Genomic DNA, 14,032 nt, shown 5'->3' with positions numbered 1-14,032 from the left:
GTGGCACCACACCACGCCTGCTGCACAGGAGCTATCGTGAAGTATCCGATCATCTTTGATACCGATCCTGGCGTTGATGACGCTCAGGCCATCGCCATCGCCCTGCGTCATCCCGACATTGACCTGCTGGGCATGACCACCACCTTTGGCAATGTCGATATCGATACCGCCACCCACAATGCGCTGTTGCTCGGTGAGTTGGCGGGCCAGCCCGTGCCAGTGGCCCAGGGCTCGGCATGCCCAATGGTCAAGCCGCGACACCCGGCACCGAAACATATTCACGGCGACAATGGGCTTGGCAACATTCCGCTGCCACCCGTCACCGGCCAGGCGGAGTCACGCAACGCGGCTCAATTCATCGTGGATACGGTGCGCGCACGTCCAGGTGAGGTGTCACTTGTCGCCGTGGGCCCCCTGGGCAATCTGGCCGCAGCACTTCAGCTGGCGCCAGAGATTGTCACTCTGGTTCGCCAAGTGGTCGTCATGGGCGGCTCCATCCGCGAAGGGGGCAATGTCACTCCGGTGGCGGAAGCCAACATCTTCAATGACGCCCACGCCGCGCAAAAGGTACTGACGGCGGGCTGGCCGCTGACCCTGGTGGGACTCGACGTCACCCATCGCTGCATCCTTACCCCCGACCACATGTCCCGCATTGAAGCTGCCCAGGGGAATCTCGGTCGCGTCCTCGCCGGCAGCTATGACTTCTACCGCGCCTTCTACCGTGATGCCCTGGGTATCGACGGCTGCTGCCCTCACGACAGTGTGGCATTGGCCTGGCTGGTACGCCCGGAGCTGTTCAAGACCACCCGGGGCCACCTCACCGTGGTCACCGAGGGCGCTGCGGAGGGCCAGACCATTCTTGCCGCGGAGGGTCGCCAGTTCATCGAGCCTCGCTGGTCCGGCACTCCTCTTGCGCAGGTGTGTCTCGAGGTAGACGGCGCTGCGGTCAGCCAATGGATCGCAGATACGCTCGGCTAACCCAGCACGCCGCTGGCGTCGACGCATCTTGCACTAGCTCGTTGCCCCGTTGATCTAGCAAGGGGCAACGCCGCATGGCGCCCAAGCAAAGGGGGCGGCCACCGACCGCTCGGTGACCGCCCCCTGTCGCTGTCGCCTTCGCGTCAGCCCGTCGTGAATGCCTCGGGCATCGACGAGAGCATCACCTCTTGACGCATCACTCGGGTCACCGTGGCCTGGGGCGGACCCTGCTCCAGCCACTCAGCGACCTGCTCGACCTCATGACGAGGGCCGCACAGCAGTACCTCCACGCTGCCGTCAGGCTGATTATGCGCGTGCCCAACCAGCCCATGCGCCTGGGCCTGCTGCTGAGTCGACCAGCGAAAACTCACGCCTTGTACCTGCCCTTCGACAACGGCCTCCAGGCACATCATGTCACTCTCCATATCGTCCTCCAGCGCCTGATCGTGCTGCTGGGCGGTGGCTGCATGGCCTGTGCCGCCTACTTCATGCTCGGACATCCCATCGACGCGCTCAAGCGTGTCGACCTCTTGCTGACGCTGTTGCGCCTCCTGTTCGAATTCACGCTGCTCTTCAGCGCTCCACTGGGCCTTCACGCTTTGCTGATCCATCAACTCCTGCTTGACCAGCACGGCACTGTTGCGAGGAATAATCGGCTTGTGGCGGGCGACCAGGTGCACCTTGGTAAAGGCGGCGCCGAACAGCAGGATCAAGGAGGAGTAGTAGACCCACAGCAACACCACCACCACAGAGCCCGCTGCGCCGTAAGTCGATGCAGTGGCGTTGTAGGCAAGGTACAGCGCAATACCTGAGCGTCCTACCGAGAACAGCAACGCGGTGACCACGGCCCCGACAATGACATCACGCCAGCGCAACACCACGTCCGGCAAGACCTTGAAGATGGTGGCGAACAAGGCGGCAATGACCCCCACCGACACGGCAAACTCAATGCCCCTGGTCAGTAGACTGACATAGGGAAGAAGGTCATCAGCGGCCTTCAATGCCGCCCTCACAAAGACCCCAAGACCTACCGAAACCAACAGAATGAAGCCGATCGCGAGCACGATGGTCAACGACAGCATCCGGTTCTTCACGAAGATCCAGGCACTGTTACTGGTGGGACGGGCCGCTACTCCCCAGATGGTGTTCAGTGAAAACTGCATCTGACCGAACACGGTGGTGGCACCAACGATCAAGGCGCCAAAGCCCAGCAAGGTCGGCAACAGCCCGGACTCCTGAATCCGCGACTGAGCCACGGCCTGTTCGATGGCAGAGGCGGCGTCGGGTCCCATGGTGCCCTGCAGCTGGGCAAATATCTGTCCTTGGGCCGCCTCTTCACCGAGCACTACCCCAATCACCGTCACCGCAATGATCACCGTGGGGGCCAGGGAGAACAGCGTGTAAAACGCCAGGGACCCTGCATAGCTGAAAGCATTGCGCTCTAGCCAGAGCGCCACGGACCGCCGCAGTACTCCCCACCAGAAGGCGAAGAATGGAATGATCATAACGTTCCCTCGTCATTTTCTTTGCTGTCAGCATACCGAAGAGCGCGAGACAACGCAGAATCGATGTTCAACACCCTGTCTCATGTAGGGGTTTGCGCGACCTGCCCCACCCCACCATAATGGCGGCGTCTGCGATACAGGAGTCGTTCATGCCCCCCGTCCCGGCCAGCCCATCGTCCCAGGCCAGCTTCGACTGCCTTGTCTTCATTGGCCGCTTTCAGCCGCCGCACCTGGGCCATCTCGCTGTGATCCGGGCGGCGCTGAAGCAGGCGCGCCAGGTGATCGTCCTGGTAGGGTCTGCCTGGCAGGCGCGATCTCTACGTAACCCCTGGCGCTTCGACGAGCGCCGCCAGATGTTACGTAGCGCCTTCGACGACGAGGACAACGCCCGACTCGAAATCGTGCCGTTGCTCGACGCACTGTACAACGACGACGTCTGGGTCCACGACGTACAGCGCAAGGTGCGTGATCTGGCGCACCCCGAAAGCGCGAGACTGCCGCGAATCGGTCTGATCGGCGCAAGCAGAGGACAGTCAAGCTACTACCTGTCGCTGTTTCCCCAGTGGGAGTCCGTCAGCGTGCCGCTGGTAGAAGCGATCTCTGCCAGCCAGATTCGTGAGCGGCTGTTCCGCTCACAGGGCTCCGCAGTGGAATATCTCTCCACTAACGCCAGCCATGACCTTCCACCCGGTGTGGTTGAGCACGTCCATGAGTTCATGGACAGCAAACCCTACCGCCAGTTGGGAGAGGAACAACAGCTACTTGATCAATATCGCGCGGCCTGGGCCCAGGCGCCCTACCCGCCGATCTTTGTCACCGTATGCGCCGTAGTGGTGCAGTCGGGTCACGTGCTGTTGGCAAGGCGCACCTCGGCCCCGGGCAAGGGCTTGTATGCCCTGCCAGGGGGGTTTATCAGCGCCCAGGAGCGTTTGATGGATGCTTGTCTAAGGGAGTTGCGGGAGCGCATCCGCTTGAAAGTGCCGGAGCCGGTGCTGAAGGGATCACTGAGGGGACAACGCCTGTTCGACGAGCCCCATCGCAGCTGGCGTGGCAGGACCCTGGCCGAGGCCTTCTATTTTGCGCTGCGCCCTGACCAGAACCTTCCTCGGATCAAACCCGTCAAGGGCGGAGATCATGCTCGCTGGGTACCGTTGGCCGAACTGGAGCCGGAGAGTCTGTTCGAAGATCACTTCTTCATCATTCAGAACTTTCTTGGCCTGCCTGCCGACCGGCGCTCCTGACCACGAGCGCTATCTCACCCACCACCGAGGCCTGGCCAGCATCAGGCCTCCAGGAAGTCACGTGGCAGCTTCATCATCTGACGCCACAGCTTCTCGACGCCCGGCTTGTGCACCAGCGAACATCGGTACAGGCGAATCTCCAGCGGGACATCCCATTTCTCACCGCCAGCCCTGACCACGGTGCCGTTTTTCAGCTCCTGGCGCAGGCAGAAATCGGGAATCCATGCCATCCCTACCCCCTGCATCACCATAGCCTTCAAGCCCTCGGCCATCGCCGTCTCGTATACGGTGCGCAAGCGCAGCCGCAAGGGGTCATTCTTCAGCAGCATACGCACGCTGCGGCCAAGGAAGGCACCCTGGGTATAGGCCAGATAGGGCAGCGACGCATCGCCGTCAAGCGAGAAGCGTGGCTCGCCATTGGCGTCCGGCTGACACACCGGAATCATCTTGACGCTGCCGATCGAGAACGATGGGAAGACCTCCCCATCCAACTGCATGCTGGCATAGGGATCATAGTAGGCCAGCATCAAGTCGCAATTGCCTTCGCGCAGCACGTGAATGGCCTCCCCCACGTTCATCGCGACCAGTCGGGTGGGCAGCTCACCCAACCCCTTCTGCAGCCGGGAAATCCACTGCGGAAAGAAGCTGAGGGCCAGAGAGTGCGCGGCCACCACATCAAGCGCCTCATTGGCCATGGCCAGGCCACGCAGGTGGCCCAACGACTCATTGAGCTGCTCGACGATGTTGCGCGCCGTGACCAGAAACAGCTGCCCCTGGGGGGTCAGGTCGATCGGCGTGGTAGAGCGGTCTACCAGTGTGACCCCTACCGCCTGCTCAAGAGAGCGAATCCTGCGACTGAAAGCGGGCTGCGTGACGTGGCGTTGACGCGCTGAGGCCGAGAAGCTCCGAGTGTTGGACAGGGCAACGAAGTCCTCGAGCCATTTCGTTTCTAGATTCACCGGTACTCCTTGAACTGTTGCCCCGTCCAACGTCGCCCTCTTCGACTAACGCTCTCGAGAGGGCAAATGGCTGTGATGGATGCCAAAGCGGCTCAATGTACCCGAAACCAGGCCCATGCCCAAGCATCGTCCCGGACTTTGTATCGGGACCGCCGCACTTTCACCGCTACCGTACCTTGAAGCCGTGCCTTTAAGCCGTACCTTGCAGCCATGCCATGCTGCAACAAAACCGAACCCTACTGCACCGGCGCCAACAGATACGCGGCGCGGGACACCAGCTTGCGCCACAGAGGACGTGCACGCATCTCCTCGAGCGTCACCTCACGGCAATTGGCGAAGTCCTGTTGCAGCATGGCTTCCACTTCACTGGCGAACCCGCGGTGAGGGACCAGTGCGGTGATCTCGAAATTCAGCCTGAAGGATCGATTATCGAGATTCACGGTGCCCACACTGGCGGCCTCGTCATCGATCAACATGACTTTCTGATGCAAAAAACCAGGTTGATAGCGGAACACTCGAATACCGGCCTTGATCATGTCCGGCAGAAAGGCAAAGGCCGACAGGAACACCAGCAGATGATCCGGACGCTCCGGCATCATGATACGTACATCGACGCCGCGCATGGCCGCCAGTCGTAGCGCCCCCTGCACCCCCTCGTCCGGCACGAAATAGGGGCTGGTCACCCACAGCCGATGATGCGCGCTGTGAATCTGATGCTGCACCATGAGGCTGGCCGTCTCCTGAGGATCGGCAGGACCAGAGGGCACGATCACCACCTGACGGTCACTGTCGTCAGTGGCGTCGTGATGATCGACAGCCGGCGCCCACGACAGGCTGAGCATGGTCCCCGTGGCCCAGTGCCAATCTTCCCAAAAGGCCTCCTGAAGACCCAGCACGCTGGGGCCGGTCAACTTGAGATGGGTATCTCGCCAGGCTCCGTGTCGCGGATTTTCTCCGAGGTACTCGACGCCGACATTGAGCCCTCCGAGCCAGCCCTCGCGGCCGTCCACCACCAGAATCTTGCGGTGATTGCGGAAATTCAGCTGGAACCGGTGACGCCAGCCTCGCGATGAATGGAAGGCGCTGACGTTGATCCCAGCGTCGCGCAAGTCCCGCAGGTAACCCTCGCTTAATTGGCGACTACCGATCTCGTCATACAGGAAGTAGACCCGTACCTGACGCTCGGCGGCACGCATCAGGTGCTGCTGCAGGCGTCGCCCAAGGGCATCATCTCGCACAATGAAAAACTGGATGAGGATGTAGGAGCGAGCGGCATCGATACCCGCGAACAGGCTATCGAAGGTTTGCTCACCATCTATCAGTAGTTCGGTGCGGTTGCCGCTGGTCAACGGCATCATGGCCAGCTTCTCGACCGCCTTGACATCGGCATGGCTTGAACTGACCAGATAGGAGTCGAACCGATCTCGGTAGCGCAGCAGCACGCGTCTCAGCAAGGTGTCGCGCTGCCCACGAGCGGATACGTAGCCGTAAAAGCGTGGACGCCCAAATACCCAGTAGGCGGGCAAGGCCAGATAGGGCATCGTCAGCAGCGAGATGATCCAGGCAATCGCGCCCTGGGAGGTACGGCTCGACATCAGCGCCATGACAGCGGAAATGGCGCCGCCGACATGTATCAAAAAGATGGCCACACCAATCAACCATGAGGTCATCGCGGGTCTCCGTCCATGTGACAAGGCACCGTATTGCATCCTCGTGCCGGCACCAGCATACCGGTAACGACGACGGCCCCGCCAGGTGGCGGAGCCGTCGTATCTCGTCAGCGCATGAGCCGCGCATCGCCAGAGGCGACGTTGGGATCACGCCACTGCCTCCCCGGCCGTCGTAGCGGCAGGGTCACACCGCTTCGGCGATGATTTCCTTCCACTTGGCCGGGCCGGTCTGATGCACCGACGTGCCCTGGCTGTCCACGGCCACGGTCACTGGCATGTCTTCCACTTCAAACTCGTAGATGGCTTCCATGCCAAGGTCTTCAAAGCCTACCACGCGGGATGCCTTGATCGCCTGGGACACCAGGTAAGCGGCGCCGCCAACGGCCATCAGGTACACCGCCTGATTATCGCGAATGGCATCGATCGCAAGCTGTCCCCGCTCGGCCTTGCCGACCATCCCCAGCAGGCCAGTCTGCTCAAGCATGGTGCGGGTGAACTTGTCCATGCGGGTCGCAGTTGTCGGTCCTGCAGGTCCGACGACCTCATCACCCACCGGATCCACCGGCCCGACGTAGTAGATGAAGCGCCCCTTCAGATCCACGGGCAGGCTTTCGCCCTTGGCCAGCATATCGACCATGCGCTTGTGAGCCGCATCGCGCCCGGTCAACAGCTTGCCGTTCAGCAGCAACGTATCACCCGGCTGCCAGCTCTGGACGTCCTCGGCGGTCACCTCATCGAGATTCACGCGCTTGACGTTGGCACCCGCCTCGCGCGTGATCTCGGGCCAGTCCTCAAGCTTGGGCGCCTTCAGCGCAGCAGGCCCGGAACCATCCAGGGTGAAATGGGCATGACGAGTGGCGGCGCAGTTGGGGATGATCGCCACCGGCTTGTTGGCTGCGTGGGTCGGGTAATCCTTGACCTTGATGTCCAGCACCGTGGTCAGTCCACCCAGACCTTGGGCGCCGATACCACTCTTGTTGACCTTGTCGAACAACTCCAGACGCAGCTCCTCGGCGCGGCTGGATGCTCCGCGGGCCTGAAGATCCTGAATATCGATCGGATCCAGCAGCGCTTCCTTGGCAAGCTCCATGGCCTTTTCAGCGGTCCCGCCGATACCAATACCCAGCATGCCCGGCGGGCACCAGCCAGCCCCCATCTTGGGCAACTGCTCCATTACCCAGTCCACCACGGAATCGGACGGGTTGAGCATGGCGAACTTGGACTTGGCCTCGCTGCCGCCGCCCTTGGCCGCGACGTGGACTTCTACCTTGTCACCCGGCACCAGCTTGTGGTGGATGACCGCGGGGGTGTTGTCCTTGGTGTTCTGGCGCTTGCCATCAGGATCAGCCAGAACCGAGGCGCGCAGCACGTTGTCAGGAAAGTTGTAGGCACGACGCACGCCCTCGTTGATCATGTCGTCGAGGCTCATGTCCGCTTCGAAGCGCACATTCATGCCGACGTGGACGAACACGGTCACGATCCCGGTGTCCTGGCAGATCGGGCGGTGCCCCGTGGCACACATGCGCGAGTTGATCAGGATCTGGGCGATGGCATCCTTCGCTGCCGGGTTCTCCTCACGCTCGTAGGCGGCCGCCATGGCGTCGATGAAGTCCTTCGGGTGATAGTAGGAGATGTACTGGAGGGCATCGGCGACACTCGTGATGAGGTCGTCCTGGCGAATCACGGTCATGGCAGACTCCTTGGCTGGGTCGGTACGCCCGCTCTCTTGGCCACGCGGAGGCAGCACGGCAGGCTTGCGAGGGGCGCTAGTGTAGCGCAATGCGCTGCGCTAGGCAGCCACTCCCCGACCCAGACTGGCGTGAAAGACGGTTCAGCGCTGGCAGCGCGGGCAGTGATACAGCCGACGCGAGGCCATGCTGATGCGTTCTATCTCGCCGCCGCAGGCGTGGCATGGCTTGCCATCCCGCTCGAACACCGCAAACCGCCACCCCCGCCGCGTGGCTCCCTGCTGCCGGGCCAGGGACACCCACTCAGCGCGGTTGGTGACCCCGGCCTGCCGGTAGGCCTGCTGCGTGATGTCAAGGATCGTGCGCGCCAGTTGCTGGCGCTCTTGAGTCGACAGATCCCGGGGGCGCCGCCCCGGAGCGACGCCGGCGAAGAACAGGATCTCTGAGCGAAGATAGTTGCCGATACCGGCCAGCAGCCCCTGGTCAAGCAGACTGTTTCCCAGCGCCCGACCGCGCCACTGCGGGGCGTCGAGACGCTCTTCGATATCCTCAGGACTGACCTGGTGGGTGAGCAGATCTGGCCCCAATCGGCTAAGAAACGGGTGATCGGCTAGTGCATCGTGCTGCCACAGGGAGACATCAGATGCACTATAGAGACTGGCGGCGTGCTGCCCCGCTGCCAGCGATACCCGCAGCGAACGCCGCGTAGACGGGGGACGATCACGCCGGTGCAGCTTCCACACACCGTACAATTGGTTGTGTGAATACAGCGTTCGTTGATCGTCAAAGTGAATCAGCAGCGCCTTGCCCCAGCAGTCCACCGATGACACCTTGCGCCCTATCAGCGACGACGCCTGGACCTTTAGTTCGGCGAAGGAAAACCATACATGATCGAGCCGGCGACCTTGCAACTGCTGTCCCAGCCGGTCGGCGACGCGTCGAATCTCGGGACCTTCTGGCATTCTGCCTCCTGTCGGACACCGGGGGCGGCAACCATTGGCCATCAAGCGAATCGTGAGGGGCGCTACCTGCCAACGGCAGGCGACAGCGTCGCCTCATCCCTCGCCATCATGTCGGCCCCACAGGCTGCCCTACATCGCCCCCAGGGCAAGCTGACGCTCGCGTAACTCGTGCAAGCGATCGCGTAAACGCGCAGCCTCTTCGAATTCGAGGTTGGCGGCGGCCTCGCTCATAGCGTCCTCGACCCGCGTCATTTCCTTGCGCAATTCATCTCCCGACAGGCTGGACACGTCGTAGGTGGCTTCCGGCTCGGCCACCTTGCGATCCTTGCCCCGCCCCTTGCTCTTGCGGCTACCGGGAGCCTGAGCAGCCTCCAGAATATCAGCCACGGAGCGCGTGACCGTCTGGGGCGTGATGCCGTGCTCCTCGTTGTGGGCCATCTGCTTGGCGCGACGACGCTCGGTCTCGTCAATGGTCTTGCGCATCGAGTCAGTGATCCGATCGCCATAGAGGATGGCCTTGCCGTTGGCGTTACGCGCGGCTCGTCCGACCGTCTGAATCAGCGAACGCTCGGCACGCAGGAAGCCTTCCTTGTCCGCATCCAGAATGGCAACCAGAGACACCTCTGGTATGTCGAGGCCTTCTCGCAGCAGGTTGATGCCCACCAGCACATCGAACTTGCCCAGTCGCAGATCACGAATGATCTCGACCCGTTCGACCGTATCGATGTCGGAATGCAGATAGCGAACCTTGACGTCATGCTCGTCCAGATACTCCGTCAGATCTTCTGCCATGCGCTTGGTCAGGGTCGTGACCAGAACCCTTTCACCGACGCCGGTACGCAACCGAATTTCGGACAGCAGATCATCCACCTGGGTCGACGCCGGCCTGACCTCGATCTGTGGATCCAGCAGTCCGGTGGGTCGCACCACCTGCTCGACGATCTGTCCGGCGTGTTCGGCCTCGTAAGGGCCGGGCGTTGCGGACACGAAGATCGTCTGAGGGCAGATCCGCTCCCACTCCTCGAAGGTCATGGGACGGTTGTCCAACGCCGAGGGCAGTCGGAAGCCATACTCCACCAGGGTTTCCTTGCGCGAGCGGTCACCCCGATACATGCCTCCTACCTGGGGCACGCTCACGTGGGACTCATCAATGAACAGCAGTGCATCGGACGGCAGATAGTCGAAGAAGGTGGGCGGCGGCTCACCGGGATTCCTTCCAGACAGGTAGCGGGAATAGTTCTCGATGCCGTTGCAGTAGCCCAACTCAAGCATCATCTCGATATCGTAGAGCGTGCGCTGCTCCAGGCGCTGAGCCTCGACCAGTCGATCTTCCTTACGCAGGAAGGCCAGACGCTCCACCAGCTCTTCCTTGATCCGGTCCATCGCCGCAAGGATGGTTTCCCGGGGGGTCACGTAGTGGCTCTTGGGATAGATGGTCATGCGCGGGACCTTGCCACGCACTTCGCCGGTCAACGGATCAAACAGGCTGATCGAGTCGATCTCGTCATCGAACAGCTCGACCCGGACCGCCTCGTCTTCGGCATCCGCCGGGAAGATATCGATGACATCGCCTCTCACCCGGTAGGTACCGCGCTTGAAGTCCATATCGTTACGGGTGTACTGAAGTTCCGCCAGACGCCGCAGGAACCCCCGCTGGTCGATCAACTCGCCACGAGTGAAGTGCAGGCGCATCTTCAGGTACTGATCCGGGTCCCCAAGGCCATAAATCGCCGAGACCGAGACGACGATCAACGCATCACGGCGCTCCAGCAGTGCCTTGGTGGCGGACAGTCGCATCTGCTCGATATGATCGTTGATCGAGGCGTCCTTCTCGATGAAGGTGTCCGACGATGGCACGTAGGCTTCAGGCTGATAATAGTCGTAGTAGGAGACGAAATACTCGACCGCGTTATCGGGGAAAAACGCCTTGAACTCGCCGTAAAGCTGGGCGGCCAACGTCTTGTTGGGTGCCATGACGATCGTCGGCCGCTGGAGCCGCTCGACGATATTGGCCATGGTGAAGGTCTTGCCTGAGCCGGTAACCCCCAGCAGGGTCTGGTGGGCCAGGCCTGCATCGAGACCACCGACCAACCCGGAGATAGCGTTGGGCTGGTCGCCGGCGGGCTTGAACTTGGATGAAAGACGGAACGACTTGCTCATCGTGACTCCTGCAGAGGGATATTCAACAGGTCGGGGCGAAGCGACCATCCTTCAAGCCCCACCGCCACCCCCACGTCTCCGACACTAGCTACACACCATCGCTGCCACGACCAACGTGCCGTAAAGCGGTGCAACGAAAGCCAGGGTGCGGCGGAAGCCAGGCAATAGCGGCGCCCTGACGCGCTCACTCTGCCAGGGTGCGCGTGGTGATCTCGACCGTGGAGCTGGTCATCAGCCGATGAATGGGACACTTGTGGCTGATCTCTTCCAGCCGTGCCTGCATCTGAGCGTCGGCAATTCCGTGAAACGTCATCGCCACATCGAGCCGGTAGATCCCCTTGCGTTCATCACGCTCATCGCGGGTGACCACCACGCTGACCCCCTCCAGGGGCCATTCCTTGCGGCGAGCGTACATCTGGGCGGTGATGGCCTTGCAAGCGCCTAACGACAGGTCGAAGTAGTCGTGTGGGTCCGGTGCCAGGCCGTCTCCGCCATAGGGCACCGGCACGTCGACCAGAATGTCGTCGAAGCTCTCGATGGAAACGCGCTGCCTCAGCTTGCCGTCTTTCTCGGTGGTGACATGGATGGTCATCACTTCACCTCGATGCCGAGCTTGAGGCGCTTGATCGCCTCAATCAGTGCCTCTCGACGCGCTCTCCCCTCCACCTCGGCCCCGTGCCGACCGACTTCTACGCTGTCGACACCATCGAGCATCATCAGCGCGGTGGTGATCTGGTTGACCTGCTCGGCGCTATCCACGCCCTTAAACTCAAGAGAATATTGAGCCATCGAATATCACTTCCTGAACGCTGTGGACGAACCCGAAAGCTTAGCATGGGCAGCCATGACTGACAGCGGCGCAATCGTCCGGCCTCGACCGTTCGAATACAGGAAGGGACAAGACGGCGTCCCGACAGGCGGCGGTCGCGTGCTTGCAAAACACTGGGTCCGCCCTCACATTGCACGCATGCGCATGACATGCATGATGCTCACATGCTGCGCCCACTTCTTACCGCCGGACAGGACGGTCTCATGACGGATTGGATCACCGCGCTAGGCGGTCATATCAGCGGCCCGGATCAGGTCGAGTTTACTACCCCCGACGGGCCTCGACAGGCCCTCGACGGCACCGTGGTCACACCGCTGGTGCACCTGAGTGCTCTGGACATCACCGGCGCCGATGCCAGCGCTTTTCTGCAAGGGCAGACCAGTGCCCAGGTCCAGCATGCCAACGGCGACTTCGCGCCATTGACCTGCTTCTGCACGCCCAAGGGACGCATGCTGGCCAATGGGCAGCTCATTCAGGCCGCGCCGGACCACTATCGCCTGCTGATGCATCGCAGCCTGATCGCCCCAATGGCCAACCATCTTGGCAAGTTTGCCGCCTTCTACAAGGTATCCCTCCAGCAACGGGATGATCTGGCCATGATCGGCCTGATCGGGCAGGAGGCCGCCGCGCTGGCAGAGGTCGACTGTGACCTTAAAGCGCCAGCCGTATGGCATCAGGCCACCCAGGACACCTTGATGGTACTGGCGCACCCGGGCCAACGGGATCGCTACGTCATCATGCTTCAGGAGGAAGATGCCAGGTCCCTGCTCGAGCGCTTGGCGCAGCAATGCAGCATTGTCGGCAATGACGTCTGGCGACTGTCGGATATTCAGGCGGGGCTGCATTTCATTGACGCCAACCAGCAGGACAGCTTCTTGCCCCAGATGCTCAACTGGGAGGGGCTGGCCGGCATCAGCTTCAAGAAAGGCTGCTACACCGGACAGGAGGTCGTCGCCCGAGCGCACTTCCGTGGCCAGGTAAAGAAGCGTCTCTACCGGGCCCAGCTTGAAGGCACTCAATTACCGGCTGCAGGCTCCGACGTGCTGGATGCAGAAGGAAAGCGACAGGGTGAGGTCATCGCAAGCGCCTTGGACGCCTACGCACAGGTAGAGGTGTTGGCCGTCCTCAACACCAAGGCGGAGGAGATGGCGCTTGAGGCCGAGGGCCAGAAGTGCAAGTTGCTGCATTTGCCCTATGCGGTGGAACGGCTTGATCCGGAGACGCTGGTCTAGGTCTCAGAACGATACAGCGAGGCTGCCATCACCCAGGTGGCAGCCGAAACAACCTGCGGGCGTTAGCGCTGCTGCAGTCTGCCACCCGCTCGCTGGTCTGCCGTCGCAGCTCGGCTACGCAGTCGCATACCTGGGCCACCCTGGCAGGCTCGTTGCGCTGCCCCTGATGGCCGCATAGCGGCATGTCTGGACTGTCGCTCTCCAGCAGGAAACCGTCATCAGGTAGCGAGACGACGGCCCGCCTCAGCCTCGCCGCGCGCGGATAGGTCACCGCTCCCCCCAGGCCCAGCACGAAACCCAGGTCCAGGAACCGGCTCGCCTGCTGCGCGGACCCGGAAAAGGCATGAATGACGCCACCGGCCGGCAGCGCCAGCTGACGCAGCCGCTTGGCCACCTCGTCATTGGCCCGCACGCAGTGCACCACCACCGGCAAGTCGCGTTCCTTGGCCAGCGCCAGCTGGGCATCGAACAGTCGCCACTGCTGCTCGAGAGTATCGCCAAAGCGGGCATCGATACCGCATTCACCCACGGCGGCACACTCGGGATGCTGATCCAGGGCCCGTGCCAGCGCCGCCAGATCGTCGTCACCACCACTCAGGTGATGATGGGCAAGAAACACCGGGTGTAACCCCAGGCAAACATGCACACGATCGTGATGGCTCTGCTGCAGGGTTGCCTGCCATCCTTGGCGATGGGTGCCCGCCACCACCAGTTGATCGACGCCGGCGTGACGCGCCCTGGCCAGGACAGCGTCACGATCGGGATCAAATGCCGCGTTGTCCAGATGACAATGGGCGTCGATCAACAT

General features: G+C 62.0%; 12 protein-coding genes and 1 pseudogene. 3 read left to right on the top strand and 10 right to left on the bottom strand.

Annotated features, from left to right (window positions below; translation table 11 throughout):
* The first annotated feature begins 36 nt into the window (after window positions 1-36).
* A complete protein-coding gene (locus tag JF545_RS03030; protein ID WP_206938637.1) occupies window positions 37-978 on the top strand; it encodes a nucleoside hydrolase in 942 nt (313 codons plus the stop codon).
* Window positions 979-1,121: 143 nt separating this feature from the next.
* On the opposite strand, the gene yccX is transcribed toward JF545_RS03030, so the two are convergent.
* Entirely contained in the window at window positions 1,122-1,388 is a 267-nt protein-coding gene (gene yccX, locus JF545_RS03025) for an acylphosphatase (RefSeq protein ID WP_347401304.1), read from the bottom strand.
* Window positions 1,389-1,586: 198 nt separating this feature from the next.
* Window positions 1,587-2,483: pseudogene (locus JF545_RS03020) on the bottom strand (YihY/virulence factor BrkB family protein); the annotation flags it as partial.
* A 149-nt stretch (window positions 2,484-2,632) separates the two neighbouring features.
* On the opposite strand from JF545_RS03020, the gene JF545_RS03015 reads away from it, so the two are divergent.
* Window positions 2,633-3,724, top strand: a complete 1,092-nt coding sequence (locus tag JF545_RS03015) for a bifunctional nicotinamide-nucleotide adenylyltransferase/Nudix hydroxylase (protein ID WP_206938629.1) — start codon at window positions 2,633-2,635, stop codon at window positions 3,722-3,724.
* Window positions 3,725-3,765: 41 nt separating this feature from the next.
* Here the strand turns inward: JF545_RS03015 and JF545_RS03010 are convergent, their stop codons facing one another.
* The 7 genes from JF545_RS03010 to JF545_RS02980 all read right to left on the bottom strand — a co-directional run bounded on the left by JF545_RS03010 (window position 3,766) and on the right by JF545_RS02980 (window position 11,952).
* Window positions 3,766-4,683, bottom strand: coding sequence for a LysR substrate-binding domain-containing protein (locus JF545_RS03010; RefSeq protein ID WP_206938627.1), 918 nt, complete (start codon window positions 4,681-4,683; stop codon window positions 3,766-3,768).
* A gap of 236 nt (window positions 4,684-4,919) precedes the next feature.
* Window positions 4,920-6,353: a cardiolipin synthase gene (gene cls, locus JF545_RS03005; protein ID WP_206938625.1), complete on the bottom strand. Its 1,434-nt coding sequence runs from the start codon at window positions 6,351-6,353 to the stop codon at window positions 4,920-4,922.
* 184 nt (window positions 6,354-6,537) lie between these two features.
* Window positions 6,538-8,043 (bottom strand): fumarate hydratase, encoded by a 1,506-nt coding sequence (locus JF545_RS03000; RefSeq protein WP_206938623.1) that lies wholly within the window; start codon window positions 8,041-8,043, stop codon window positions 6,538-6,540.
* 141 nt (window positions 8,044-8,184) lie between these two features.
* The gene (nei, locus tag JF545_RS02995) at window positions 8,185-9,003 is read right to left on the bottom strand and encodes an endonuclease VIII (RefSeq protein ID WP_206938621.1); all 819 of its coding nucleotides are present in this window, start codon (window positions 9,001-9,003) and stop codon (window positions 8,185-8,187) included.
* 129 nt (window positions 9,004-9,132) lie between these two features.
* Window positions 9,133-11,163 (bottom strand): excinuclease ABC subunit UvrB, encoded by a 2,031-nt coding sequence (gene uvrB / locus JF545_RS02990; RefSeq protein ID WP_206938619.1) that lies wholly within the window; start codon window positions 11,161-11,163, stop codon window positions 9,133-9,135.
* A gap of 184 nt (window positions 11,164-11,347) precedes the next feature.
* On the bottom strand, window positions 11,348-11,755 hold the full coding sequence (locus tag JF545_RS02985) for an OsmC family protein (RefSeq protein WP_206938617.1): 408 nt from the start codon (window positions 11,753-11,755) through the stop codon (window positions 11,348-11,350).
* A complete protein-coding gene (locus tag JF545_RS02980; protein ID WP_206938615.1) occupies window positions 11,755-11,952 on the bottom strand; it encodes a hypothetical protein in 198 nt (65 codons plus the stop codon). Before JF545_RS02980 ends, JF545_RS02985 begins: the two co-directional genes overlap by 1 nt.
* Window positions 11,953-12,195: 243 nt before the next feature.
* On the opposite strand from JF545_RS02980, the gene JF545_RS02975 reads away from it, so the two are divergent.
* Window positions 12,196-13,224 carry a YgfZ/GcvT domain-containing protein gene (locus JF545_RS02975; protein WP_206938613.1) on the top strand — a complete coding sequence of 343 codons (1,029 nt, stop codon included), beginning with the start codon at window positions 12,196-12,198 and terminating at the stop codon, window positions 13,222-13,224.
* Window positions 13,225-13,252: 28 nt separating this feature from the next.
* On the opposite strand, the gene JF545_RS02970 is transcribed toward JF545_RS02975, so the two are convergent.
* Complete coding sequence (locus JF545_RS02970) at window positions 13,253-14,032, bottom strand: TatD family hydrolase (protein ID WP_206938611.1); 780 nt, start codon at window positions 14,030-14,032, stop codon at window positions 13,253-13,255.

This window comes from Halomonas litopenaei, assembly GCF_017303055.1.
Classification (GTDB): domain Bacteria; phylum Pseudomonadota; class Gammaproteobacteria; order Pseudomonadales; family Halomonadaceae; genus Halomonas; species Halomonas litopenaei_A.
This window is presented reverse-complemented; position numbering and strand designations above follow the sequence as displayed.